Here is a 24675-nt window from a genome sequence, read left to right as displayed (position 1 = left end):
GGCAGGTCGCCGCCGACGCGAACCTGGGCGGGCAGACGTACCCGGACCAGAGCCTGTATCCGGCCAACTCCGTTCCCGCCGTCGTGCGCCGCATCAACAACGCGCTGCTGCGCGCCGACCAGATCGCCTGGTCGGAGGGGAGCTCCGACACGCCGTACTGGCTGGCGCCCATCGTGGCCGACGCCGAGGCCGGCTTCGGCGGGGTGCTCAACGCGTTCGAGCTCATGAAGGGCATGATCGCGGCCGGCGCCGCGGGCGTGCACTGGGAGGACCAGCTCGCCTCGGAGAAGAAGTGCGGCCACCTGGGCGGCAAGGTGCTCATCCCGACCGGCCAGCACATCAAGACCCTGAACGCCGCCCGCCTCGCCGCGGACGTCTCCGGAGTCCCCACGCTGATCGTCGCGCGGACCGACGCACAGGCCGCGACGCTCCTGACCAGCGACGTGGACCCGCGCGACCAGGAATTCGCCACCGGCGAGCGCACCGCGGAGGGCTTCTACCGGGTCAGGAACGGGGTGCAGGCCTGCGTCGCCCGCGGCCTGGCGTACGCGCCGTACTCCGACCTGCTCTGGATGGAGACCGGCACGCCCGACCTGGACGTGGCCCGCGAGTTCGCCGAAGCGATCAAGGCCGAGTACCCCGACCAGATGCTCGCCTACAACTGCTCGCCGTCGTTCAACTGGAAGCAGCACCTGGACGACTCCACCATCGCCAAGTTCCAGCGGGAGCTGGGACACATGGGGTACAAGTTCCAGTTCATCACGCTCGCCGGGTTCCACTCGCTGAACTACGGCATGTTCGACCTGGCCCAGGGATACGCGGCCGAGGGCATGCCGGCGTACGTGGAGCTGCAGGAGGCCGAGTTCGCCGCCGAGTCGCGCGGCTACACGGCCACCCGGCACCAGCGTGAGGTCGGCACCGGCTACTTCGACCTGGTCAGCACGGCCGTCGCGCCGGACTCCTCGACGACCGCGCTCAAGGGCTCGACGGAGGAGGAGCAGTTCGCCCACTGATCTCGCCGGACCGCCCTCCGGGCATGCGGCGGCCCCCGGCGACGGCCGCGCCAGTGCTCCCCCGGCACTGGCGCGGCCTTTCTCGTGCAACAGTTTCCGCACCTTGTTCCTCTCGGAGGTGAAGGAAACGACGAAGGGCGAGGGGTGTTGGAAGCTGATCCCCGTTTCGCGGAGTTCGTCGCCGAACGCGGCGACGCGCTACTGCGCTACGGATATGTCCTGGCGGGCAATCCGCATGACGCGGCCGACCTGGTCCAGGAGGCACTACTGAAGTTACGCGGCGCCTGGCCGCGGTTGCGTTCGAAGGAGAGCCCGGAGAGCTACGCGCGCACCACGATGGCCCGGCTGCACATCGCCGTCTGGCGGCGGCGCAGGCGCGAACTACTCGCGTGGGACCTGCCGGAAGGCGAGCACCACGACGCGCTGCCCAGCGGCGACGAGCGCCGGATGTGGCAGGCGCTGGCGGGCCTGCCACGCAAGCAGCGCGCGGTGCTGGTGCTGCGCTACTACGAGCAGCTCGACGACGCCGAGATCGCCGACGTCCTCGGGATCTCACGCGGCACGGTACGCAGCCAGGCCGCCCGCGCGCTGGACAAGCTCCGCGCCGCCATCCCGACTGAGCAACTGACGAGGGGGAACGTACGATGACCGACGTTGAGCAGACCCTGCGCAGGACACTCGACCAGGCCGCCGAGCAGGCGCCCCGGCTGCCGGCCCTGCTGCCCCAGCGGCTCGAGGGGATCCACCGGCGCCGGAGGCAGCGGGCCCGGATGGCGCTGGCCGCGGCGGCGGTCGTGCTGGCCGCGGGCGGGAGCCTGGCCGTGGTCCGCGGGGGCGACACGATCACGGCGGTGCCCGTCGCTTCGGCGCCGCGCTCCGAGAAGCCGGCCGGGCCCGTGGAGAAGGTCTGGCCGGAGGCGGTGCGGAAGATCCCGGCGAAGAGCCCGGACGGGGGGACGTGGCGGCCGCGGACGTTCATCGACGACCACACGCTGCTCATGACGAGCTCGACGGGGTCCGATCGCACGGCCGCCGTCTACGCGTACGACCTCGACGGTGACACGCCACGCAAGATCGCCGCTGTGCCGACGCCCAAGGACACGACGGGCTTCGCCAACGGTTTCACCGCGGGGAGCGGTTACGTGGCCTGGTGGACCGAGACGAAGGACCGCGTCGCGCACCTGTGGGCGGTGCCGCTGGACGGCGGCACCGCGAAGATCGTCGGTGACCGGCGGCTCGACGTGGCCGACGACGGCAGCGGGATCGACGGGCTCGCCATGGTCAACGACAAGATCGCTTTCTCCTTGTACACGGGCGGGGTCTTCACCGTTCCCGTCGAGGGCGGGGAGGTGCAACCGGTCGACAGGGGCACCGGGCTGCACCTGCTGTCCTGGCCGTGGGCCGGCAGGCCCGGGTCGGGAGGCGAGCCCAACGGCACCAGGTTCGGCCGGATCGTCAACATGGAGACCGGCGAGACCAGAACGGCCGTCGTGAACCCGGGCGAGCAGCTCGGGGTCTGCGGAGTGACCATCTGTGCCGGCACCACCGCCGAGGGCGAGTCCTTCTTCCGCAAGCGTGACGGCTCCGATCAGAAGATCGTGCCGGAGGTCATGGTCCCACCGCTCCCGCCGACCCAGGACCGCTTCTACTTCTCGTCCTACGGCGGCATCAAGCCCGAGGGCGTGGGACTGTACGACGTGGACAGCGGCAAATCGGGCGACCTGGGCATCCGCGGTGAGGGCAGTTCCATCATGCTGCCGTCCCCGGATGCGACCGGCAGGCTCTTCAGCTACACGCTCGGGAACGACCTCTACCTGATCGACCTGGCTAAGATCCGGTAGCCGTCGGCGTCTCCGGGACGGACTCGGTCGGGTCTGGCGACTCGCCGGGTCCGTCCTGCGGGATCGTGGTGATCGACTGCGACGGCTGCGGGCAGTCCCTCCTGGCGGAGCGCCTCCCGGCCGGGTTCATGCACCCACCTGGATCGGGGGCGTCGGGACCGCTCGTGGCCGCCGGCTGGAACGTGTTCTTGCGCTCGGGCGAAGGCTTGAGCAGGGTGGATGGGCCCCGCGTCCGCGTGACGGCAGCGGAGATCGTGGGCGTGGACGTGGTGGGCGCCGCCCTCCCAGCCCGGGTGAGCGGTGCGGGCGCGGTGGGGGTGGCCGTCGGGCGGACGGTGGACTCGGCGCTGCCGTGGGGCTGCACGACGGACGGGCTGCCCGGCAGCAGCGAGCCTCCCCCGACGCTCACCCCGTCGCCGCCCGCCGCCGCGATCACCGTGACGGCCGCGATGGACACAGTGGCGAGGGCCGCGAAACTGGCGTGCGACAGGTGCGCCCCGGCCTTCGCCCTGCGTCTGCGGGAACGCTCCACATCCGCCTCCGGCGGCGCGAGACGTACCCGGCCTCCCCCGGCCGGATAGGGCACCGGAGTCCAGATCTCCTCCAGCACCCCGGCCACCGACTGCCGCAGATCCCATGGCTCGCCGACGCCCCCGGCGGCCAGCAGCGCCCGCAGCAGGTCGGCGGACGTGGGACGGCCGGCGGGGTCCTTGACCAGCGCGGCCTCGACGGCGGGCCGGAGCATCGCGGGCACGCCCGCGAGCCGCGGCGGGTCGAACAGGATGCGCCGGGTCAGCACATCCGCCTCCCCGCCGCCGAACGGGTGATGGCCCGTCGCGGCGAACGCCACCAGGCATCCCCAGGCGAACACGTCCGAGGCGGGCACCGCGGGGCCGCCCGTCAGCCGCTCCGGCGCCACCCATCCGGGACTGCCCATGACCTGCCCGGCCTGCGTGTGCGCGGCCAGCGTGTCGACGTCGCGCGCGATGCCGAAGTCGATGACCCGCGGTCCCCGCGTGGACAGCAGCACGTTGCCCGGTTTGAGGTCCCGATGGACCAGCCCGGCCTCGTGCACCGCCACCAGGGCCGCGGCCACGCCGAGCGCCACGCCGTACGCGAGGTCGGGCGTGAGCGGCCCTCTGGCCCCGACGACCTGGGAGAGCGCGGGGCCCGGGATGTACTCGGTGACCAGGTAGGGGCGGTCCTTGTCGGTGCCGTCCTCCACGACCGCCGCCGTGCAGAACGGCACCAATCTTCGCGAGAAAGCCACTTCCTCGGCGAAACGGGCGCGTAACGTGGCATCGTTGAGATGCACCGCATGCGGCGTCTTGAGCGCGACCAGGCCACCCTGAGGGTGTTCGGCCAGATACACCACTCCCATCCCGCCCGTGCCGAGGCGGCCGAGGAGCAGGTACCGGCCGATGATGACCGGGTCGCCCACCGTAAGCGGTCGCACGCCAGGAGGCATGTCACTCGCACCACGCGCCATCCGGTTTCGCCTCTCCTGATCAGGGACACGGCAAAGCACACTGTGGCCGGATCCGCGGAGGCTTTCCGCATGTCTGTCATAAGGGGTATTGGAGGTAAGGCGGCTGTTTCTCCGGGGTGAGTAAGTGCTGTGGTTCGACGGTCTGAAGTGGTGTTCTCGCCCTGGCGTGGCTAGGAGGCGAGCGCCTCTTCCTCCTCGGCCTCGACCCGCCGGTTCCAGTCACGCTTGATCGCGCGCCATTGCTCGTCGTCGGCCCCCGCCCGCCAGTATCCGGAGATCGACAGCTGGTCCATCGCGATCCCCCGCTCGACCCGCAGGTGGTGGCGGAGCTGCTTCACGAACCCCGCCTCGCCGTGCACGAACGCGCACACCTCACCCTCGGGGAACTCCAGCGCCCGCACCGCCTCCACGAGCTTCTCGCCCACCGGGCGGTCGCCCCGGTAGATCCAGGTGATCCGCGCGTCAGCGGCCGTCTCGATCTTCTGCTCGTCCTCGGGCGCGTCCACCTCGATCAGCACGTGCGCCGGCGCGCCGTCCGCCAGCTCCTCCAGCGAGGCGGCGATGGCGGGCAGCGCGCTTTCGTCGCCCACCAGGAGGTGCCAGTCGGCCGCGGGGTCGGGCGCGTATCCGCCGCCGGGGCCGAGCATGAGCAGGACGTCGCCGGGAACGGCATTGTCGGCCCACGGTCCGGCGAGCCCCTCGTCGCCGTGGACCACGAAGTCGAGGGTCAGCTCGCGGCTGTCGGGGTCCCAGGCGCGTACGGTGTAGGTCCGCAGCCGCGGCCAGTGCTCGCGCGGCATCGTCTCGCGGCAGGTCTTGACGCTGAACGGCTCGGGATATTCCACCCCTTCGTACGGGAAGACCAGCTTGACGTAGTGGTCCGTCAACCCGGAAGTGGCGAAGTCGGCCAGACCGTCGCCCCCGACGACGACGCGGACCATGTTCCGCGTGAGCCGCTCGGTCCGCAGGACGACGCCTCGGTGATGATCCGTGGGCTTCTCAGCCATCAAACAGGCCCCCTGACTTAAAGTTAGGTATACCTAACCTTACACTTCCCTGAAGGTGCCAGCGTACGCCGATCACCTCAAAAGGGGCAGTGCTCATTTTGGGTGGTCAATTTTCACGCCGCGGCGATGTCCCCCGCGGCCGCGCGCCGGGCGGCCACCGCTCGCAGGAAGTGCGACATGTGCCGGAACGCCAGCCGGGCCTCGGGGAGCACGTCCGCGAGGATCGGGAAGACGTGCGGCATGTGTTTCCACTCCTCGTACCGGACCTGGACCCCGGCCTCGCGCGCCCGCTCGGCCACTCTCCTGGCCTCGTCACGCAGCACCTCGGTCGAACCGGTCACGATCATGAGGGGCGGCAGCCCGGTGAAGTCCCCCAGCACCGGCGAGACGAGCGGATCATTGGGGTCGAGACCGGAGGTCCACCGGCGCGCCAGCCACCGCACCCGGCCGGCCGGCAGCATGGGGTCCTGCCAGCGGTTCGCGCGGCGCGGGAAATCCGTCAGGTCGGCCCACGGCGACAGGCAGATCGCCGCCCCCGGCAGCGGGAGCTTCCGGTCGCGCAGCGCCAGCAACGTCGCCAGCGTGAGGTGGCCGCCCGCCGAGTCACCCGCCAGGATGACGTCCTCGGGCGCGTAGTCGCGTCCCAGCAGGCAGTCGTACGCGTCCAGCGCGTCGGACAGCGAGTCGGACAGCTGGTGCACGGGCCCCTGCCGGTAGTCGAGCGCCAGCACCGGCCGCTTGGCCGCCGCCGACAGCCGCCACGTGATGGACCGATGGGTACGCGGCGAGCACGAGAAGTAGCCGCCGCCGTGGAAATAGAGCACCGCCTTGCGCTCGTCGAGCGCCGGGCCGCCCCGCACCCACTCACCCTCGCACGCCGAGAACGCCTCGGGCGCGATGGTGACGTGCTCGGGCTGAGGCATCCTGACCAGCCGCCCGATATCACCGAGCCGGGCGGCGCAGACCAGCGCGAGAGGATGGCGCATGAGCAGCGTCGAAGCCGGCTTCAGGGTGCCGTGCATCAGGCCGATCAGCGCGCGGGCCTGCCAGCTCAACGGATGCTCCGGCATCACGTCCCTGTCGATCCGCATGTTGACCCTCCGACGGATCTCCTTCCCTCAACGAGATCGTTCTACCGGCCAGTAAGTATCTCGTCGCTTATCTGGATATTTCCCAGTTGTGTCCCGCTTACCTGCCCGTACGACGTCATACCGGTCTTCTGCCCCGAGAGCGCCGCACTTCACCAGGCGGCTATCGCCTCACGGACCGCTGAGGTTTATTGCGTTGCGAGGCATGTAGTCCTCGTCGCATAATTCCGTGCTCCCATCGGCAGACCCGTGCGCGGGTCCGAACACGGCTCGTAACCGTGTCCTCACCCCCCGGAGGTGCAAAACCATACCGCTCTATGCCCGGCTCGTCCGGTACGGCTTCCGCAAACACGCCACCTACGTCTGGGCCGCGATCGCCGGCGCGTTCACCAACAGCGTGTTCGGCGTCCTGCGCGCCTACATCCTCATCGCGCTCTGGCAGGCCCGCCCCGGCCTGGCCGGCTACGACATGTCCGACGCCATCACGTTCTGCTTCATCACCCAGGCGTTCATCGCCCCGATGCAGCTGTTCGGCGGCGGGCTCGGCCTCCCCGAGCGCATCCGCAGCGGCGACATCGCGCTCGACCTGGTCCGACCGGCCTCGCTCCAGCTCTGGACGCTGGCCGAGGATCTGGGCAGGGCCGCGTACCTGTTCCTGGTCCGCGGCATCCCGCCCATGCTGGTCGGCGCGGCGCTGTTCGGGATCGCGACCCCGAACAGCCTCGGTCAGTGGCTGGCGTTCCTGACCGGCTTCGCCATCGCCGTCGTCGTCAGCTTCGGCTGGCGCTACCTAATGGCGCTGTCCGTCTGCTGGCTCGTCGACGACCGCGGCGTCGCCGTGGCGTCGATGGTCCTGACCACGTTCTTCTCCGGGATGTTGGTGCCGCTGCACCTGTTTCCCGGCCGGCTCGGCGACCTGGCCATGTCGCTGCCCTGGGCGGCCATGGTCCAGCTCCCCACCGACCTCTACCTCGGCAAGGCTCCGGCCCTGGAGACGTTCGCGTTCCAGGCGCTCTGGGCGGTGGTCCTGCTCGGGCTGGGCGCGCTCGCCACCAGGGCGATCCGCCACAAGGTGGTGATCCAGGGTGGTTAGGACGTACTTCCTGCTGCTGTGGACCTGGACCCGCGCCGCGGCGGCGTACCCGGTGTCGTTCGCGCTGATGATCCTGTTCGGCGTCGTCACCGCCAGCCTCGACGTCGCCGTGATCCTGATCGTCTTCGCCAACACCACCACCCTCGCCGGCTTCTCCCGCGACGAGGTCCTCTTCCTGTACGGCGCCGCCGGCGTGTCGTTCGCCGTCTGCGACACGTTCGTCAGCAACATCGACCGGATCAGCCAGCACATCAAGGCGGGCACGCTCGACACGATCCTGATCAGGCCCGTGAGCGCGTGGGTCCAGCTCGCCACCGACCGCTTCGTCCCCGCCCGGATCGGCCGGGTCGTGCAGTCGGTCATCGTGCTCGGCTACGGCATCGCCGCGCTCGACCTCGACTGGCGGCGTGCCTGGATGATCCCGGTCATGGTGGTCACGGGCGTGGTCATCTTCGCGGCGCTGTGGACACTGGCCGGGGCGATCCAGTTCCTGCTGACCGACGCGCCCGAGGTGTCCAACGCCCTGACGTACGGCAGCGCCCAGCTCAACCAGTACCCGCTCAGCATCTACGCCCGCGACCTGGTCAGGGCCGTGACGTACGTGTTCCCTCTGGCCTTCGTCAACTGGCAGCCCGGCCTGTACGTGCTGGGCCGGGCCGACCCGTTCGGCACGCCCGAGCTCATGAGATTCGCCGGACCGGTCGCCGCGCTGGTCCTCGCCCTGCTGGCCGGGCTGGCCTGGCGGCAGGGCATCAGGCACTACCGATCCACGGGGAGTTGACCATGATCGAACTTGACGGGGCCGGACGCTCGTTCAAGATCAAACGGAGGGTCGTGCACGCCGTGCGCGACCTGTCGTTCACCGTGTCGGCCGGGGAGTTCGTCGGCTACCTCGGACCCAACGGCGCGGGCAAGTCCACCACGATCAAGATGCTCTGCGGCATCCTGACGCCCACGTCGGGCCGGGTCCGGGTGGCCGGGCTCGACCCGTCGCGCAGGCGCACGACCCTGGCGCGGCGGATCGGGGTGGTGTTCGGGCAGCGCACGACGCTCTGGTGGGACCTGCCGCTCGCCGACAGCTTCGAGCTGATCCGCCACCTGTACAAGGTGGACCGCGCCACGTTCAGGTCGCGGCTGGGCGAGCTGACCGAGACGCTCGACCTGGGCGAGTTCATCCGCACGCCGGTGCGCCAGCTCAGCCTGGGGCAGCGCATGCGCGGCGACCTGGCGGCGGCGCTGCTGCACGCGCCCGACGTGCTGGTGCTCGACGAGCCGACGATCGGGCTGGACGTGGTGAGCAAGGCCAGCATCAGGGACTTCCTGCAGCGCATCAACGCCGAGCAGGGCACGACCGTGCTGCTCACCACGCATGACCTGGGCGACATCGAACGCCTGTGCCGCCGGGTCATGCTGATCGACCACGGGCGGCTGGCGTTCGACGGAACGCTCGACGACCTGATGGCCACGGCGCCCGAGCAGTCGAGCCTCGAGGAGGTGGTCACCCGCCTCTACACGGCCGCGCCTCAGTAGTAGCTGCCCTCCGGCGTGGCCTCGTAGTCCTCGTCCAGGTCGTCGTCCCGCCGCGACCAGCGCGACGGCATCAGCACGGGGATGAACAGCGCCACGCCGAGCAGGGCGTACACGCCCGTCGTGAGCAACGTCTTGGCGCCGAAGCCGGCGTCCCTGATGAGCTGGTGGACCGACGGCTCGCTCGGGATGAGGGAGAGCGCCCGGTTCACGTCGAGGGCGTAGACGACCGTCCAGGCCAGCAGGACCATCGACGGCACGAACGTCGCCAGCGGCGATATCCGGCCCGCCACCACCAACCCGTAGACCAGCCCGATCGCGGCCATCGCGCCCAGCGCGATCCACATCTTCTGGTTGTCCGGTGGGTTCGCCGCCGCATTGCCGACGGCCTGCTGAACGGCCCAGCCGCCGCCTCCCAGCAAGGCCGCCGTCACGACAAGCCCGATGAAGAATCCACCTAAGTGCCGCAACGTTCTCACCTCTATGTCAACGCGGTCGGCACGACCCTAGCGACAAATGCGCATTTCGGACAGTTATTGTCGACTTCGTACTCCGGGTCTCATGAGTGACTGCCCCGTGAGAGCATGAGGCACACCCATGCATGCGCAACTCCCTCTCCGGCTCGCGCGGACGGCCGCCTTCTCCGCCGTCTGCGTGGCTCTCGCCGCGTTCGCCCACATGCTGGGCGGCGGCTCGGCACCCGCGCCGTGGGCCGCCGGTCTGGGGCTCGCGGGCGTGTCCGCGCTGGGGCTGGCGCTGTGCGGCAGGGAGCGCTCGACGGCGACGGTCACCATCGTGCTGATGGGTGCTCAGCTGGGGCTGCACGAGCTGTTCGCGGGCGACGGCGGGGCCTACTTCTCGCTGCGCGGGCTCTTCTCGACGAACGTCATCGTGCACAACCATGCTCAGGGCGGCCTGAGCGTGACCACCGGGATGCTGCTCACGCACGTGACGGCCACGCTGATCACGGGCCTGTGGCTGGCGCGCGGCGAGGCCGCGCTCTGGTCGCTGCTGCGCCTCGTCGGCCGCCGTCTCATCCTGCTGCCGGCGATCGCCGTGCCCGTCGTACGGCCTGCCGCGCCGATCGTGCTGACCAGGGTCGTCCCGCACCAGCCGGAGTTCCGGCACTGCGTGGCCAGGCGAGGTCCTCCACTTCCCGCCTGACCATCTGACACCCCTTTCCTTCCCCATTCACCAAGTGGAGTTCTCCGTATGTCTTTCGTACGCCGTACGGCGACCGTGTTCGCCGCCGCCACCGCCCTCACGGTCGGGCTCGCCATCCCGGCGCTGGCCCACGTCACCATCCAGCCGGGCACCGCCGAGCAGGGCGGGTTCACCAAGGTCGCGTTCCGGGTGCCGAACGAACGCGACGACGCCTCGACCGTCAAGATCGAGGTCGACTTCCCGACCGACCATCCGCTGGCGTTCGTGTCGGTCAAGCCCCTGCCGGGCTGGGACGTCAAGGTCACGCAGGGCAAGCTGCCCAAGCCGGTCAAGACCGAGTACGGCGACCTCAAGGAGGCCGTGACCAAGATCGTGTGGTCGGGCGGCAAGATCAACTCTGGGGAGTTCCAGGAGTTCGAGGTGTCCATGGGGCAGCTGCCCAAGGACACGGAGTCGCTGACGTTCCCGACGAAGCAGACGTACTCGGGGGGTGAGGTCGTGACCTGGGCCGACCCGCCCAAGGCTGACGGCACCGAGGCCGAGCACCCTGCCCCGACGCTCAAGCTGGTTGCTGCCGGCGGGGATGACGATCAGCACGGCATGGCCTCCGCCTCCGCCGCTCCGAGCAGTGCCGCCCCTTCGATGACTCCCGTGGCGGCCTCGGCGTCCGCCTCTGACGGGACGGCCCGCCTCCTGGGCGGGGCCGGGCTGGTGGTGGGCGTCATCGGCATCGTGATCGGCGCCCTCGGCCTCCGCCGCCGCCCCACCTCCTGACGCCGCCGACGCCCCGCCCGCCCGGACTCGCACCGAGGGTCCCGGGCGGGCGGGGCGCCTTTCCACCGCCTCACCAGGGACCGAGCACCGCCCGCTTTGCGCCGGTCTCCGCCGTCCACCACCTCACCGACGCGGCGCCTCGAAACGACGGAGCCTCCGGCCCGAAGCAGGCGCACGCGTCATGTGACGCCGACGGGGCGCGTCCTAGTGCGGGGCGGGCGCCGTCGCACAGGCCGGGCGACGTTTGCATGGGGGGCGGGCGCCGTCGCGCAGGGCGGGCGCCGTCGCGCGGGACGGCCGCATCCGCGTAGCGAGCGCGACCGTGTGCGCGGCGGGCGCCACATCCGCGTAGCGAACACGGCCGAGCGCGTGGCAGGCGCCGCATCCGCGTAGCGAACACGGCCGAGCGCGGGGCGGGCGGCGTGGCGTGGTTGCGGGGGGCGCGCATGCGTCGTCGCGTGCGGGTGGCGTCCAGCGCAGTCGCCGGACCGGGCGGTACCCGGGCCGGCGGGGCGGGGTTCAGGAGGTGATGTCCTTGCCGGAGAAGCGCGCCCACGCGATCGAGCCGAACAGCACGATGTACGCCCCGAACGCCACCAGCCCGTCCCTCAGCGCCCCCATGTCGATCGGACTGCGCAGCACCGCGTCGAAGTTCGTGAACCTGGTCGGCAGCAGGTACGGCGTGATCGAGTTCAGCTCGGGGATCGCCCGGAGCACCTGGCAGACGATGACCAGCACCAGGGTGGCCGCGATGGCCCCGATGGAGACCTCGGTGAACGTCGACAGCGCCACCCCGATGGCGGCCAGGGCGGCCATCCCGGCGCCGACGTATCCGACGGCGATGAGGATGCGCAGCAGGCCGTCCGTCAGCGAGATCGTGGTGCCCGACAGCAGCGTCACAGGACCGGCGGGGAAGAGGATCAGGCCCGTCAGCAGGGCGGTCAGCGCCACCACCGCGGTCACCGCGTACGCGAAGACGACCGCGTTGAGGTATTTGACCAGCAGCAGCCGGGTGCGTCCCGCCGGCGCGGCCAGCAGGTAGCGGAGCGTCCCCGCCCCGGCCTCGCCCGCGATCGAGTCGCCCGCCACCACGCTGACGGCGACCGGCATCAGCAGCAGCACGAGGAACGAGAACGAGGCGAACGTCAGCATCAGGCTGTTGCCCGCGACGTCCGCGATGATCCCGCCCATGCCCTCTTCGGAGCTGACGATGCGCAGCGCCACGCCGATGACGACCGGCACGACGCCGAGCACGGCCAGCATCACCAGGTTGCGCGGGCGGCGGAAGGTCAGGCCCAGCTCCGAGCCGAGCAGGCGCCAGAACGGCCACGTCCTTCCCGCGAGGACAGGAGCGGCGCCGGATGGCTCCGGCGGACGGCGTTCCGTGGTGCGCATGGTCTCCGTGACGGGTACGAGGCCGGGCGTGCGCCGGGCGGTCTGCGTCTCGGAGGCCGACACCGAAGCCGCCGACACCGACGACGCTGAAGCCGACGGCACCGAAGCCGACGTGGCCGGTCCCAAGGGTCCCGCCGTTTCAGCCATCGACATCGAAGCCCTCCCCTGTCAGTCCGACGAACACGTCCTCCAGGCTCGGCCGCAGCACGGCCAGCCCGCGTACGGCCACGCCGTCCTCCACCAGCGCGGCGTTGATCCGCTCCGGCGCGTGCCCGCCCAGTTCGGCCGTCACTTCTCCGGACGCGGACCGCACGTCGGCGAGGCCGAGCCGGCCGAGCACCCGGGCGGCGTCCGCCACGTCAGGCGTCTCCACCCGGACACGTGCCACGATCCCGCCGCTGAGCGAGGCGATCGTGCCCTGCGCCACGAGCTTCCCGGTACGCATGATCGCCGCGTGCGTGCACATCTGCTCCACCTCCGCCAGCAGGTGCGAGGAGACGAAGACGGTCGTGCCGTCGGCGGCGATCTCCTTGACCAGCGTACGGACCTCGCGCGTGCCCTGCGGGTCGAGGCCGTTGGTCGGCTCGTCCAGGATGAGCAGCTCGCGCGGCCCCAGGAGGGCGGCGGCGATGGCCAGGCGCTGGCGCATGCCGAGGGAGTAGTTGCGGTAGCGCTTGCCGGCCGCGGCCGACAGGCCCACGCGCTCGAGCGCCTCGGCGATCCGCCGCCTGGCGGTGCCGCGCGGGGCGGTGGGGTCGGCGGCGTCGAAGCGCGTCAGGTTGGCCGAGCCCGACAGGTACGGGTAGAACGCCGGCCCCTCGACCAGCGCCCCCACCTTGGGCAGGGCCTGGTCCTGCGGCAGGCCGAGCACGGAGTACTCCCCCGACGTCGGCGCGACCAGGCCGAGCAGCATGCGGATCGTCGTGGTCTTGCCCGAGCCGTTCGGCCCCAGGAAGCCGAAGACCGAGCCGCGCGGGACGGCCAGGTCGAGCGCGTCCACGGCGACCTGGCCGCCGCGGAAGCGCTTGGTCAGCCCCTCCGTGACGATCGAGAACTCCCCGGAGGGCGGGGCCGCCCCGAAGGGCGCCCCCGCTTCCTGCGTGACGGCGGTCACTTGATGCCCGCCGCCTTGGTGATCTCCTCCGGGGTGACCGCGCCGACCAGGAGGCGGCCGTCGTCGGTCAGGAGGGCGGTGACGAGCTTGGTCTTGATCAGCTTGCCCGAGCCCCACGCGCCGCTCACCGGGGTGGCGGACTTCAGCACGCTGTCGACCAGTGCGCTCGGGTCGGCGCCGCCGCCGCCGAAGCGCCTGCCATCACCCCGGTCCGAAGGCGTCCCGGTGGCCGAAGGCGTCCCCGTGTCCGAGGGCGTCCCCGTGTCCGAGGGCGTCCCGGCCTTCAGGTCCGACAGCGAGAACGGCACGACCGCCACGGTCGTCCAGCCCTGCCCCACGACCTTCGCCCGGTCCGCGACGTCCTTGGCGTGCTCGGCGCGCTGCTCCGCGCCCTGGGAGAGGTCCGTGCCGAGAGTCTGCTCCTTCACCTTGGCGCCCGCGGGCGGGGTGAAGGTGAAGTTCTCGTCCGCCGGCGGCGTGAACGTCACCTGCGTGAACCCGACCTGGAACGCCGGCTCGGCCGACTCCTTGGCGTAGACCTGCACCTGCAGCGGGACGTACGTCTCGCCGTCGAGCGCGATGCGGATCTCCTGCACCAGCGAGCCCGCGTCCTTGGGCGCCAGCACGAGCTGGTAGGCCGACCGGCCCGCCACCTCGGCCGTGTTGATCACGCGGACCGCGGTGTGCTCGTCGACGTTGGCCAGCAGCCGCTCGGCCACCTGCTGCGGGGTCAGGTCGGTCGGCTTGGGCGTGGCCAGGTTGTGCTCCTGCCCCTTGCCCTCCTTGACGGTCACCTTGGTGGCGGTGTTGGTGGCGCTCTCCCAGTACCAGGCCTGGTCGCCGTTCACGATCAGGTTGGTCTCGTTCAGCTGGGTCGGCATGGCCACCCGCAGCTTGTCCTTCGCGCCGTACCAGACCTTCACCTCGTGCGAGCCCGACAGCAGGCTCAGCGGCGACTCCGCGCCGGTCTGCGGCAGCGCCGGCAGGCCGAGCGAGGCCGTCTGCTGCACGGTGCCGGACATCGGCGGGATGCCGCCCTGTTTGCTGGTCGCCGCCACGGCGTCGGCCAGCAGCTGCTGCGCCGAACGCTCCGGCAGCACGGGGTCACCGCTCACCGCGGCTATCACGGGGCCGGCGCCGATCGCGGCTCCGATCACCGCCGCGGCGGCGATCGGGACTCCCCACCTCACGAACGTGCCTCTGCGCATCTCACTCCTTAACGGTATGTCGATGCTCAGAGCCTGCGTGATGCATCCTTAGGCAAACCTGAGACTGTCTGAGACGGCTCTCAGTCTTCTCAGCGTCATCTCAGGGCAGGAACAGGAGAATTGCCACATGAGAGTACTTGTCGTCGAGGACGAACGGCGGATGGCCGCCGCGCTCCAGCGGGGGCTCCAAGCTGAGGGGTTCGCGGTGGACCTCGCCCACGACGGCGAGGAAGGGCTCCACGCGGCCAGGCAGGGCGACTACGACATCGTGGTGCTCGACATCATGCTGCCCAGGCTGTCGGGCTACAACGTGTGCAAGCAGCTGCGCGCGGAGGAGAACTGGGTGCCGATCCTCATGCTCTCCGCCAAGGACGGCGAATACGACATGGCCGACGGGCTGGACCTGGGGGCCGACGACTACCTGACCAAGCCGTTCTCGTACGTGGTGCTGGTGGCGAGGCTGCGGGCGCTGCTGCGGCGCGACTCGGGGCGGCGGCCGTCGGTGCTGGTGGCGGGCGACCTGTCGCTGGACCCGGCGCGGCGCAGGGTCGAGCGGGACGGGAAGGCGATCGAGCTGACGCCGAGGGAGTTCGCGCTGCTGGAGTACCTGATGCGGCGGCGGGACGAGGTCGTGTCCAAGGCGGAGATCCTCGAGCACGTCTGGGACACCTTCGACACCGACCCGAACGTCGTCGAGGTGTACGTCGGCTACCTGCGGCGCAAGATCGACGCCCCCTTCGGCAGGAACGCGCTCCAGACCGTGCGCGGCGCGGGCTACCGCCTGGCGGGCGACGGTGGCTGACTCCCCGCTCCTCTGGTGGCGGCGGCAGGGGCTGCGGTTCAGGCTCACGGTGGCGGCCGCCGCGGTGCTCGCGCTGGCGCTGGCCGTGTCGGCGTCGGTGCTGCTCAGCGTGCTGGACCGGGCGCTCATGGACACGGTGGACGAGTCCACCAGGCAGCAGGCCCAGTCCGTGCGCGTGGCGGCCGACGCGGGCACGCTGACCAGCCCGATCACCACGCACGACGGCACGATCGTGCAGGTCATCGACGCCCAGGGACGGATCACGCACGTCACGTACGGCACCGACCGGCTCGTTCCGCTGCTGGACGCCGCGGCCAGGGCCAAGGTGCTGAAGCACGGGCAGGCCACGTTCCTGGACGGCCGGCCGTACGCGATCGCCGGGTTCCTGCGGGTGATCGTGCTCCGCGCGGACCGCGGGCAGACCGTGATCGCGGCCAGGCCCGTCAGCGAGATCCAGACCAGCCTGGGCACGGCCGGCAGGGTGCTGCTGGTGGGCACGCCCGCGCTGATCGTGCTGCTCGCGGTGGCGAGCTGGCTCATGATCGGCCGTACGCTGCGCCCGATCGCGGCGCTGCGCAGGGGCGCGGCTGAGATCACGCACACGGCCCGATCGCGCCGGCTGCCGGTGCCGCAGTCGCGCGACGAGGTGCACTCGCTGGCCACCACGCTGAACGACATGCTCGCCCGGCTTGAGGAGGCCGAGCAGCGCCAGCGGGCGCTGGTCTCCGACGCCGCGCACGAGCTGCGCAGCCCTCTCGCCAGCATCAGGCTGCAGCTGGAGGTCGCGCTCGGGCACCCCGAGGGTCAGGACTGGCAGGAGACCGCCGAGGGCGTCCTGGAGGACACGATGCGGCTGTCCAGGCTGGCCGAGGACCTGCTGGCGCTGGCCAGGCTGGACGAGCGGGGCGGCGTGCCCGCCAGGCGCGAGCCCGTCGAGCTGGACGAGGTGGTGCGGCAGATCGTCGACAGGTACGCCGAGGCGCGCCTGACGGTGTGCGACCCGGTCGTGGTGCGGGGCGACGCCCTCGACCTGAGCCGGGTGCTGACGAACCTGATGGACAACGCGGTACGTCATACCTCGTCGAAGATCGAGGTGGCACTGACCGCGGACGGCGTGCTGACGGTGACCGACGACGGGCCGGGCATTCCCGAGCAGGATCGCGAGCGCGTCTTCAACCGTTTCACCAGGTTGGATTCCGGTCGCAGCCGTGACGAGGGCGGCGCCGGGCTGGGGCTGGCCATCGTACGCGAGACCGTGCGGGCGCACGGCGGGACGGTCGTCCTGGAGGACGCCGGACCTGGGCTGCGGGCTGTGGTGCGGCTGCCCGTCTCCCCCTGACGGGCCTTCGCGTGCGTTCTCTGGTGCGGGTGTTTCCTAGCTGTGGAGCGTTCCGAATCTGGTCAGGCGGCTGTCCCCTTTTCTGCGGTGGCCAGGAAGTCCTGGGCGATCAGCGGAAGGCGGCGGCGGGCGTGCACGACGGCGATGACGCGCCGCACGGCGGGCTCGAGCGAGCGCACGATCAAGCCTGCGCGGGCGGCCTGTTCGGCCATGCCGCGGTACCAGAGCAACGACGCCTGGCCCGCGCGTACGGCGTTGAGCCAGCCGTTGCGCTCGTCGGTTTCGAGCACGACCACGGGGCTCACCGCGTACTTGCCGAACATCGCGTCCAGCTCCCTGCGCCGCATGCTGCCGCGGGCCGGGAGTGCCAGGCGCATGCCGTGCAGCTTGCCCATCGGCACCGGATTGGGGAGTTCGAGCCCGGGCGGGGAGATCAGCACGATCTCCTGGCGCTCGAGCGGGTGGGTGATGAGGTCGGTGGGGACGGGCAGATCGGTGAGCCCGAGGTCGGCCCGCTGGTCCCTGATGGCGCTGACCACGGCGTCTCTGCCGTCGCAGCGGACGATGTGCACGCGTACTCCCGGGTGCTCGGCCGCGTAGGCCGGGAGCAGCCGTCCGGCCAGGCCGGGTTCGAGGCTGGGCGTGGAGGCGATGCGGAGCTCGGCGTCCGTGACTCCGCTGGTGTTGGCCAGGCTCTCGATCTCGTGAACGGCATCGAGTGCCTCCCTCGCCAGCTTGACCACCCGACGACCTTGGGCGGTGACGACCACGCCGCGGCCGGAACGAGCGAAGAGCGTCATGCCGAGCTCTCGCTCAAGATCGCGGATCGCGCGTGACAGCGCAGGCTGCGCGATGTAAAGCGATCTGGCCGCGTCGGTCATGGTGCGGTGCTCCGCAGTCGCGACCACATAGCGGAGCTGCTGGAGATTCATGCCAACGAAGCTAGGGCAACGCCCGCCGCGGAGACCGGGAGATAACCGAGATCACCTCGAATGATTTCGGACCGTAACCGAGCACTGCTACATCCGTGACGGGTGATAAATCAGTATGCTTTTGCCCCAAATTTGGCAAGGGTCCGGCAAGTCGCACCCCAGAGCCATCCATTCCAGACAACCGGGTGAACGGGGAGACACGGTGACAGGGAACGGACACTATCCACCCCCGCCACAGGGGCCAGGGCAGCCACAGAGGCCGCCGTCCTTGCCGTGGCCGCCGCCGAACTACGGCCGGCCGCAGCAGCAGGGCGGCAGGCAACCGTACCCGCCACCGCCCCCTCCCGGAGCTCCCCCGCAGGGCCCTCCCCAACCGCAGTGGCCTCAGCAGGCGCCTCAGGGGCCGGCGTACCCGCCGCAGGGCGGCCCACAGTACCCGCCGCCACCGTACGGACAGCAGCCGTACGGACAGCAGCCGTACCGGCAGCCGCCGCCACCCCCTCCCCCTCCCCCTCCGCCACCCTTGCCGCCGGCGCAGTGGGGGCCGCCGCAGCGCAAGAAGTCGGGCATGGGCGTCATCGGGGTGATCGGCACCGTGGTCGGGTCGGTCGCGGCGCTGTTCGTGCTGCTCGTCATCGGGGCGGCGATGCTGAAGAGCTCGTCGAGGTCGGAGACGACGACGCCGGTCGCCATCCCGACGTACGAGCCGTCGGAGAGCACCACCGACGAGCCCACCCCCGACTGGACGCCGACGCGGTCGCACTCCGAGGAGCCCACCCAGCAGGAGACCGGCGAGCCGGAGACGACGCCCACCCAGCCGCAGCAGCCCAAGGTCACCCTGAACACGAGCCTGAAGAACAACACCATGTACCGGGCCGGCTCGCTGCCCAGGCTGAGCTGCCCCGCCGGCAACGCCAACATCTTCAGCCACAGCCAGCTCAAGGCGCTGATCCTGAAGACCGGCAAGTGCATGGACCAGGCATGGGGCCCGATCCTGGAGAAGCAGGGCATCCAGTTCAGCCCGCCCAGCTACGCCATCGCGGCCAAGCGGGGCAGGGGCGCGTGCGGCGACTACCCGTCGGCGGGCAGCATGGTGCCGTACTACTGCCCGCGCAACAACACGATCTACGCCTCCACCTCGGCCATGGCGAGGGGCAACGGCAACGCCCGCGGGTACGGCCAGATCATCTCCTGGCACGGCGGCATCATCAGCATGCTGGCCCATGAGTACGGGCACCACGTCCAGAACATCACGGGCATGATGAACTCCTGGTGGCAGGCGAGCCTCGACTCCTCCGGCCAGAGCGGCAAGCTGGCGCTCAGCAGGCGGCTGGAGCTGCAGGCCACCTGTTTCGGCGGCATGTGGATGCGGTCGGTGGCGTCGTCGTACCCGGTGACCACCTCCCTGCGCTCGCGCCTGTTCTGGTTCTACGGCCAGGTGGGCGACTATCCGGGCTGGCCGCGCGACCACGGCAGGCCCGCGAACAACAACCTCTGGTTCAGGCAGGGCTGGGAGAAGAGCAAGACGTACCAGTGCAACACGTGGCTCGCGCCGGCCTCGACGGTCTCCTGACCTTCGTGCAGGTGAAAGGTAAAAAATCCCCCACAATGCACGCAATGTTCATCTCAGCTTGGGCACATGTCTCTGATGTCCAGATATGGCAGCTAGAATCCTGGCAATCTTGCCCCCAAAGGGGGACAAACACCAGTTTTACCTGGTAGGCGTGTAAGGAGCCGGGTGTGAGCAACAGCGACGGGGCAGAGACCGTACCCGGAGACACGAAACGGCGGCCCATCCGCCGCCCGCGTCCCGGCTCCTCCGCCCCTCGCTTCGCCAAGCCCCTCACGACCGCCTCCGTACTCGGATGGACCGCCCTGTCCGCCATCGCGCCCGGCGCCGCCCATCTGCGCGCCGGGCGCCGCCGTGCCGGGCTGGCGCTCCTGGGCGCGTACGTGGTGCTGCTGCTGGCGGCCCTGGCCTTCGGGCTCACCCGGAACCTGGAGAACCTCACCGCCTTCGCCGGCGACAGCGCGCAGATCACGGTGATCATCGTGGCCACGGTCTGCGCGCTGGCGTGGTTCGCGGTGCTGGTGACCTCGTACATCGCGCTCGGCCCCAACCGGCTGAACCAGCAGGGCCAGGTGCTCACCGGCATCCTGGTCGGGGTGCTGTGCGTGGCGGTGATGTCGCCGTTCGCGCTGACGGCCAACTATGTGCTGACTTTTCGGGACACGATCAAGCAGATCTTCCCCTCGCAGGCCGAGGACCCCGAGGTCCCGCCCCCTCCGAAGGAGGGCGAGGACCCGTGGGGCGGCAAGGACCGCGTGAACTTCCTGCTCATCGGCGGCGACGCGGCAGGCAACCGCACCGGCGTGCGGACCGACAGCATGAACGTGGCCAGCGTGGACCTCAAGACAGGCAACACCGTGCTGTTCAGCCTGCCGCGCAACCTGCAGCACGTGCGCTTCCCGCCGACGTCGCCGCTGCACAAGCAGTTCCCGAACGGCTACATGGCCGAGCTCCCGAACGGCGGGCTGCTCAACGAGGTCTGGCAGTACGCCAACGACAACCCGCAGCTCATGGGCGGCAAGGACAAGGGCCCCCGGGCGCTGATGGACGCCATCGGCTACACGCTGAACCTCAAGATCGACTACTACATGCTGATGAACATGTACGGCTTCGCGGACCTCGTCGACGCCATCGGCGGCCTCAAGATCCGCGTCGAGCAGGACGTCAAGTGGGGCGGCCACTTCGGCACGGCGGGCACCATCAAGGCGGGCTACCGGAAGCTCTCGGGCGAGCAGGCGCTCTGGTACGGCCGCTCCCGCGTGGACAGCGACGACTTCTCCCGCATGGCCCGCCAGCGCTGCGTCATCGGGGCTTTCGCCCAGCAGGCCACCCCCGCCAAGATCCTCGCCAACTTCTCCAAGATCGCCGGCGCGGCCAAGCGGCTGGCCAAGACCAACATCCCGGAGCACCTGCTGCAGCCGCTGGTGGAGCTGGCCGTCAAGGTCAAGAGCGCGCGGATCACCAGCCTGCAGTTCGTCCCGCCGGAGTTCTACTCGGGCCGGCCCGACTGGGTGAAGATCCGCCAGGCGGCGAAGAAGGCGCTGAGCGACTCGACGCGGCCCGCCGGGCAGGCGCAGACGGCCAATGTGACCGCGTCCCCCAGCGTGACGTCCTCCTCGGCCTCGCCGACGCGCACGCAGGCCGCGACGCCCACGCAGACGCCGACCAGGAACTCCCAGAAGACCGGCGCCAAGTCCCTCAGCGAGCTCTGCGGCCTGGCATAGCGGGCCGGGGTCACACCGGGGCGGACTTCCTCGGCAGCAGCGCCATGGCGCCGATGTAGAGGACCGCGGCCACGATGAGCAGGCCCTTGTAGCCGATCACCAGCGCCGCGTACTCGAGGCAGCCGCCCACCATGGCGCCCAGCAGGTTCGCGCCGAAGGACGTGGTCGCGTCGGCCGTGTCGGCGAAGCGCTTGGCGAAGACGACGTTCGCCGCGAAGATCGGCAGGAACGCCACGACCACGGCCGCCACGGCCCGCAGCGGCAGCGGGAGCGACAGGAGCCACGCGTTCGGCACCAGCCAGGCCAGCAGCAGGCCCGCGAGGAGCACGCCGTACATGACCGGCAGGGGCGGGACGCGGAAGCGGCGGGTGACCTCGACGGCGGCGAGGACCGCGACCAGGACGCCGGCGAAGACGATCGCGTTCACCACCCACGTGGTGCCGAACAGCAGCGCGAACCCGGTCACGCTCTTCGTCTCCAGCAGCATGAACGCCACGCCCAGCAGGAACAGGTCCGAGTACGGGCGCATCCGCTCATAGGGCCCCGCCACCACGCGGACGGCGAAGAGGCTGACGAGGAGGATCAGGCCGAGCGTGATGATGTAGATCGGCGGGATCGTGGCGTCCTTGAGGTAGAGGAACGGCCGGTCGTCGTTGGCGGGCTGCGGGGTGCCGGCGGCGGCGCCCGGCCACTCGGCCGCGCAGCGCTGGTCGGAGGCGGTCAGGCCGGCCGTGATCACGGCCTGCTGGCCGGCCGTGCTGACGACGTCCACGCACGGCTTGTGGCCGAAGGCGCGCTGCATGGTGGACGCGAGGCGGTCGACGAGCCAGCTCTCGCGGTAGTAGTTGTACATCGAGAACGTGCCACCCGGCTTGAGGTGGGCGCGGGCGGCCCGCATGGCCTCCTCGGTGAACAGGTAGCTCTCCAGGCGCAGCGAGGAGGCTCCGGAGACGAGGGTGAGCGAGTCGGGCAGGGCGAAGAGGATCAGGTCGTACTTGTCGTCCGTGCGCTCCAGGAAGGCGCGCCCGTCGGTGATGTGGGTGGTGACGCGCGGGTCGTCGTACGGCCGGTCAGGGTGGACCGAGCCGCCGAGCTCGCGCAGCTTGGGGTCGATCTCCACGGCGTCCACCCGGTTCGCGCCCTTGGACAGCGCGATGGCCACGTCGGTGCCGCTGCCCGCGCCGACGATGAGCACGTCCTTGGGCTGTTTCATGTTCCGCTCGTACGGCAGCCCGTACTGGGCCTCCCACTGCAGGCGGGCGGCGGCGGGCACGGCCTGCTGGTGCGGGATGCCGTTGACCGCGATGTCGGTGACGAGCACGCCGAGCTGCGTGAGCTGCCTGGTCGTGACCTTGTAGTACGGCGACCAGATCGCCCCGGCCGTGAGCGTCTCGGCCAGCAGCAGCCCCACCACGGCCAGCGAGGGCACGGTGACCAGCCCGACGTAGAGCGAGCGCGGCCGGGGCACGAGCAGCAGACCGTAGCAGATGGCCGCGATCAGCCCCCAGAACACGGGTGGCGCGCTCAGGAACGACAGCGCCGTGAACGCCGCGATCCCGCTGAGGCTGCCGATCAGGTCGTAGCGGTACGCCTCCAGGCGCGGCAGCTCGGGGAAGCAGCGTCCGACGAGCTCGGCGGGCCCCATGAGCACCAGCGCGGCGGCGCAGAAGATCACCGGCAGGATCAGCCAGGCGGGCGGGCCGGTGGTGGACAGGCTCGTCCAGTAGAGGACGCCCTCGGTGTTCCTGTCGACCGTCACGGGGAAGGTCAGGACGACGGCGACCAGCAGGGCGAGCACGACGGGCGAGTAGTACGGCTGCCGCCGCGACCGCCCCACGCGCAGGAACCCTAGCCCGATGCCGAGAAATGAGCCGAGCAGCACGAAATTCGTGAAATAGCTGAGATGGACGATGTTCGACCCGGTCCACCGGATGAGTGCCAGCTCGAGGAAGAGCATGAAGGCGCTGGCGAGGACGAGCCTCGGCCGCACCGCCAGCCAATGAGCTCTTTCCCCGTCCCCGACCGGCTTCTGCGCCTGGAGCGTCATGCTGCCTCACCGTAGTGAAGAGAGAGAAAACTAGGAAGTCCGGCGGCCGGCGAGAAATGTCGTCCACTTCGCACTAATTAAGGCATTTACGCAGGTCAAAGCCCTGAAACTCGCTGGACGCCCAACCATGGAATGGATGAAAGTTGGGGAGTTCGTTTCCCTCCTCATCCTCCGGTGGTGACACATGCGGGTTCTGATCCAGCTCCGCCCCTCCCCCGATCTGGTCGCGGCCGTCGCCGACCCCGGCCGGACCGCGACCACGGCCGACGTGGCCGACGGCCTGCCGGGGGTCGAGCTCGACCCCGCCTTCGTTCCCGTGGCCGTCGCGCGGCCCGTCCCCGCGGCGGGCGGCGATCCGCTCTCGCTCAACCAGCCGCTCGCCTTCTCACTGGCCGCCGAGGACGCCTCGGTGCTGGTACGCGGCACGATCTCGGACGACGAGCCGGCCTCCAGGATCGCGATGCTGCCCGTGCTCAGGCCCGACGTGGTCGGCGTCTTCGCCGATCCGGTGATCGAGACCACCCAGACGTGCGGGGGCGACCCGCCGGTCGGCGACTGGCACGACGTGGAGCGGCTGCTGAACGTGCCGGCGCTGCACGCCGAAGGGCTCGACGGCACCGGCGTGGCGCTGGCCGTCCTCGACACCGGGATCAACGCGGCCCACGCGGCCAGGCAGCTCGGCAGGAGCGTCACGCTGGACGCCGCGCGGTCATGGAGCCCGCAGGGCGTGTCGGGCACGCCGGGCGAGTTCGAGGTCGACCACGGGACGATGTGCGCGTTCGACACGCTCATCGCCGCCCCGCAGGCGTCGCTGATCGACATCCCGGTGCTGCTGTCCACCCGGCCGGGCGGCACGGCGATGGACGGGCTGCTGTCGGACGCGGTGTCGGCGCTCGCGCACCTGCGTGACGTGCTCGCCGCCCAGCCGGCCGCCACCAAGGCGCTGGTGGTGAGCAACTCCTGGGGCTCGTTCTCCCCCGAATGGGACTTCCCGGTCGGACATCCCGGCAACTACTCCGACAATGCCGCCCACCCGTTCAACCTGATGGTGGCCGAGCTGGACGCGGCGGGGGCGGACGTGCTCTTCGCAGCGGGCAACTGCGGGCTGCAGTGCCCCGACGGCCGCTGTGCCTTCCCCAGCCGGCCCATCGCGGGCGCCAACTCCCACCCGAAGGTCCTGTCGATCGGGGCCGTCGACGTCAACGGCGAGCGGGTGGGCTACTCCTCGCAGGGCCCCGGCCGGTTGACCGCCCGCAAGCCCGATGTCTGCGCCTACACGCACTTCTCCGGGTCCAAGGCGTTCGGCGAGGGCACGCCGGACTCGGGCACCTCCGCGGCGACCCCGGTCGCCGCCGGGCTCGTCGCCGCCGTACGCACCCGGTGGCCGGCCACCAGGCTGTCGCCCGCCCAGCTGCGGGCGCTGCTGCGGCGCACCGCGGAGGACCGCAGCGAGGTGGGCTTCGACTACGACTACGGCTACGGCAACGTGGACCCGGCCGGGATCCTGGCCGCGCTCCAGCGGCGGCTCAAGAGCGCGGCCTGACGCCT

At 70.7% G+C, this 24675-nt stretch carries 22 protein-coding genes; 13 read left to right on the top strand and 9 right to left on the bottom strand.

What is annotated here, in order from left to right:
• The 3 genes from aceA to AB0J64_RS46100 form a co-directional block, all read left to right on the top strand.
• A partial coding sequence (aceA, locus tag AB0J64_RS46110; RefSeq protein ID WP_364042354.1) for an isocitrate lyase occupies nucleotides 1-1013 on the top strand: 1013 nt, incomplete at its 5' end.
• Nucleotides 1014-1157: 144 nt separating this feature from the next.
• Nucleotides 1158-1661 (top strand): SigE family RNA polymerase sigma factor, encoded by a 504-nt coding sequence (locus tag AB0J64_RS46105; protein ID WP_364042352.1) that lies wholly within the window; start codon nucleotides 1158-1160, stop codon nucleotides 1659-1661.
• The gene (locus AB0J64_RS46100; RefSeq protein ID WP_364042350.1) at nucleotides 1658-2854 is read left to right on the top strand and encodes a hypothetical protein; all 1197 of its coding nucleotides are present in this window, start codon (nucleotides 1658-1660) and stop codon (nucleotides 2852-2854) included. Before AB0J64_RS46105 ends, AB0J64_RS46100 begins: the two co-directional genes overlap by 4 nt.
• Here the strand turns inward: AB0J64_RS46100 and AB0J64_RS46095 are convergent.
• The 3 genes from AB0J64_RS46095 to AB0J64_RS46085 form a co-directional block, all read right to left on the bottom strand.
• Nucleotides 2841-4310 (bottom strand): protein kinase, encoded by a 1470-nt coding sequence (locus tag AB0J64_RS46095; protein ID WP_364042348.1) that lies wholly within the window; start codon nucleotides 4308-4310, stop codon nucleotides 2841-2843. The two genes, AB0J64_RS46100 and AB0J64_RS46095, sit on opposite strands and share 14 nt — an antisense overlap.
• Before the next feature lie 203 nt (nucleotides 4311-4513).
• Nucleotides 4514-5350: a siderophore-interacting protein gene (locus tag AB0J64_RS46090; protein ID WP_364042346.1), complete on the bottom strand. Its 837-nt coding sequence runs from the start codon at nucleotides 5348-5350 to the stop codon at nucleotides 4514-4516.
• A gap of 113 nt (nucleotides 5351-5463) precedes the next feature.
• Nucleotides 5464-6441, bottom strand: coding sequence for an alpha/beta hydrolase (locus AB0J64_RS46085; RefSeq protein ID WP_364042344.1), 978 nt, complete (start codon nucleotides 6439-6441; stop codon nucleotides 5464-5466).
• Between the two features lie 226 nt (nucleotides 6442-6667).
• On the opposite strand from AB0J64_RS46085, the gene AB0J64_RS46080 reads away from it, so the two are divergent.
• Genes AB0J64_RS46080 through AB0J64_RS46070 form a run of 3 tightly spaced genes read left to right on the top strand, consistent with a single transcriptional unit; the run spans nucleotide 6668 to nucleotide 9061 of the window.
• Entirely contained in the window at nucleotides 6668-7531 is an 864-nt protein-coding gene (locus AB0J64_RS46080; RefSeq protein WP_364042342.1) for an ABC-2 family transporter protein, read from the top strand.
• The gene (locus AB0J64_RS46075) at nucleotides 7524-8312 is read left to right on the top strand and encodes an ABC-2 family transporter protein (RefSeq protein ID WP_364042340.1); all 789 of its coding nucleotides are present in this window, start codon (nucleotides 7524-7526) and stop codon (nucleotides 8310-8312) included. Before AB0J64_RS46080 ends, AB0J64_RS46075 begins: the two co-directional genes overlap by 8 nt.
• Before the next feature lie 2 nt (nucleotides 8313-8314).
• Nucleotides 8315-9061, top strand: coding sequence for an ATP-binding cassette domain-containing protein (locus AB0J64_RS46070; RefSeq protein ID WP_364042338.1), 747 nt, complete (start codon nucleotides 8315-8317; stop codon nucleotides 9059-9061).
• Here AB0J64_RS46070 and AB0J64_RS46065 read toward each other — a convergent pair.
• A complete protein-coding gene (locus AB0J64_RS46065; protein WP_364042336.1) occupies nucleotides 9055-9537 on the bottom strand; it encodes a hypothetical protein in 483 nt (160 codons plus the stop codon). The genes AB0J64_RS46070 and AB0J64_RS46065 overlap by 7 nt on opposite strands.
• A gap of 118 nt (nucleotides 9538-9655) precedes the next feature.
• On the opposite strand from AB0J64_RS46065, the gene AB0J64_RS46060 reads away from it, so the two are divergent.
• On the top strand, nucleotides 9656-10222 hold the full coding sequence (locus AB0J64_RS46060) for an MFS transporter (protein WP_364042334.1): 567 nt from the start codon (nucleotides 9656-9658) through the stop codon (nucleotides 10220-10222).
• A gap of 48 nt (nucleotides 10223-10270) precedes the next feature.
• Entirely contained in the window at nucleotides 10271-10996 is a 726-nt protein-coding gene (locus AB0J64_RS46055) for a YcnI family protein (RefSeq protein WP_364042332.1), read from the top strand.
• A gap of 519 nt (nucleotides 10997-11515) precedes the next feature.
• Here the strand turns inward: AB0J64_RS46055 and AB0J64_RS46050 are convergent.
• The 3 genes from AB0J64_RS46050 to AB0J64_RS46040 are packed head-to-tail and all read right to left on the bottom strand — an operon-like array spanning nucleotide 11516 to nucleotide 14713.
• Complete coding sequence (locus tag AB0J64_RS46050; protein WP_364042330.1) at nucleotides 11516-12544, bottom strand: ABC transporter permease; 1029 nt, start codon at nucleotides 12542-12544, stop codon at nucleotides 11516-11518.
• Entirely contained in the window at nucleotides 12531-13505 is a 975-nt protein-coding gene (locus AB0J64_RS46045) for an ABC transporter ATP-binding protein (protein WP_364042328.1), read from the bottom strand. The genes AB0J64_RS46050 and AB0J64_RS46045 overlap by 14 nt, the downstream gene beginning before the upstream one ends.
• Entirely contained in the window at nucleotides 13502-14713 is a 1212-nt protein-coding gene (locus tag AB0J64_RS46040) for a DUF2092 domain-containing protein (RefSeq protein WP_364042326.1), read from the bottom strand. The genes AB0J64_RS46045 and AB0J64_RS46040 overlap by 4 nt, the downstream gene beginning before the upstream one ends.
• 127 nt (nucleotides 14714-14840) lie before the next feature.
• Here AB0J64_RS46040 and AB0J64_RS46035 point away from each other — a divergent pair, with 127 nt between their 5' ends.
• Together AB0J64_RS46035 and AB0J64_RS46030 are read left to right on the top strand one after the other, a co-directional pair.
• Entirely contained in the window at nucleotides 14841-15515 is a 675-nt protein-coding gene (locus AB0J64_RS46035) for a response regulator transcription factor (protein WP_364042324.1), read from the top strand.
• The gene (locus tag AB0J64_RS46030; RefSeq protein ID WP_364042322.1) at nucleotides 15508-16854 is read left to right on the top strand and encodes an ATP-binding protein; all 1347 of its coding nucleotides are present in this window, start codon (nucleotides 15508-15510) and stop codon (nucleotides 16852-16854) included. The genes AB0J64_RS46035 and AB0J64_RS46030 overlap by 8 nt, the downstream gene beginning before the upstream one ends.
• A 62-nt stretch (nucleotides 16855-16916) precedes the next feature.
• Here AB0J64_RS46030 and AB0J64_RS46025 read toward each other — a convergent pair whose 3' ends face one another.
• Nucleotides 16917-17786 carry a LysR family transcriptional regulator gene (locus tag AB0J64_RS46025; protein ID WP_344984680.1) on the bottom strand — a complete coding sequence of 290 codons (870 nt, stop codon included), beginning with the start codon at nucleotides 17784-17786 and terminating at the stop codon, nucleotides 16917-16919.
• A gap of 568 nt (nucleotides 17787-18354) precedes the next feature.
• Between AB0J64_RS46025 and AB0J64_RS46020 the strand changes: the two genes are divergently transcribed.
• Nucleotides 18355-19359 carry a neutral zinc metallopeptidase gene (locus tag AB0J64_RS46020; RefSeq protein WP_364042320.1) on the top strand — a complete coding sequence of 335 codons (1005 nt, stop codon included), beginning with the start codon at nucleotides 18355-18357 and terminating at the stop codon, nucleotides 19357-19359.
• A 167-nt stretch (nucleotides 19360-19526) separates the two neighbouring features.
• Nucleotides 19527-21080, top strand: a complete 1554-nt coding sequence (locus AB0J64_RS46015) for an LCP family protein (RefSeq protein WP_364042318.1) — start codon at nucleotides 19527-19529, stop codon at nucleotides 21078-21080.
• A 10-nt stretch (nucleotides 21081-21090) separates the two neighbouring features.
• Here the strand turns inward: AB0J64_RS46015 and AB0J64_RS46010 are convergent, their stop codons facing one another.
• Entirely contained in the window at nucleotides 21091-23127 is a 2037-nt protein-coding gene (locus AB0J64_RS46010) for a spermidine synthase (RefSeq protein ID WP_364042316.1), read from the bottom strand.
• A gap of 184 nt (nucleotides 23128-23311) precedes the next feature.
• On the opposite strand from AB0J64_RS46010, the gene AB0J64_RS46005 reads away from it, so the two are divergent.
• Nucleotides 23312-24670: a S8 family serine peptidase gene (locus AB0J64_RS46005; protein ID WP_364042314.1), complete on the top strand. Its 1359-nt coding sequence runs from the start codon at nucleotides 23312-23314 to the stop codon at nucleotides 24668-24670.
• Nucleotides 24671-24675: the final 5 nt, after the last annotated feature.

The sequence above is a fragment of the Nonomuraea sp. NPDC049695 genome, assembly GCF_040674955.1.
Taxonomy (GTDB): domain Bacteria; phylum Actinomycetota; class Actinomycetes; order Streptosporangiales; family Streptosporangiaceae; genus Nonomuraea; species Nonomuraea helvata.
Note: the sequence above shows the minus strand (reverse complement) of the source record. Positions and strands in the feature narration are given on the sequence as shown.

Bases quoted from the DNA above. Each gene is read 5' to 3' on its own strand.
- AB0J64_RS46100 (WP_364042350.1), top strand. From the start codon at position 1,658: ATGACCGACGTTGAGCAGACCCTGCGCAGGACACTCGACCAGGCCGCC.
- AB0J64_RS46090 (WP_364042346.1), bottom strand. From the start codon at position 5,350: ATGGCTGAGAAGCCCACGGATCATCACCGAGGCGTCGTCCTGCGGACC.
- AB0J64_RS46085 (WP_364042344.1), bottom strand. From the start codon at position 6,441: ATGCGGATCGACAGGGACGTGATGCCGGAGCATCCGTTGAGCTGGCAG.
- AB0J64_RS46070 (WP_364042338.1), top strand. From the start codon at position 8,315: ATGATCGAACTTGACGGGGCCGGACGCTCGTTCAAGATCAAACGGAGG.
- AB0J64_RS46060 (WP_364042334.1), top strand. From the start codon at position 9,656: ATGCATGCGCAACTCCCTCTCCGGCTCGCGCGGACGGCCGCCTTCTCC.
- AB0J64_RS46055 (WP_364042332.1), top strand. From the start codon at position 10,271: ATGTCTTTCGTACGCCGTACGGCGACCGTGTTCGCCGCCGCCACCGCC.
- AB0J64_RS46050 (WP_364042330.1), bottom strand. From the start codon at position 12,544: ATGTCGATGGCTGAAACGGCGGGACCCTTGGGACCGGCCACGTCGGCT.
- AB0J64_RS46040 (WP_364042326.1), bottom strand. From the start codon at position 14,713: ATGCGCAGAGGCACGTTCGTGAGGTGGGGAGTCCCGATCGCCGCCGCG.
- AB0J64_RS46035 (WP_364042324.1), top strand. From the start codon at position 14,841: ATGAGAGTACTTGTCGTCGAGGACGAACGGCGGATGGCCGCCGCGCTC.
- AB0J64_RS46025 (WP_344984680.1), bottom strand. From the start codon at position 17,786: ATGAATCTCCAGCAGCTCCGCTATGTGGTCGCGACTGCGGAGCACCGC.
- AB0J64_RS46020 (WP_364042320.1), top strand. From the start codon at position 18,355: ATGGGCGTCATCGGGGTGATCGGCACCGTGGTCGGGTCGGTCGCGGCG.
- AB0J64_RS46010 (WP_364042316.1), bottom strand. From the start codon at position 23,127: ATGACGCTCCAGGCGCAGAAGCCGGTCGGGGACGGGGAAAGAGCTCAT.
- AB0J64_RS46005 (WP_364042314.1), top strand. From the start codon at position 23,312: ATGCGGGTTCTGATCCAGCTCCGCCCCTCCCCCGATCTGGTCGCGGCC.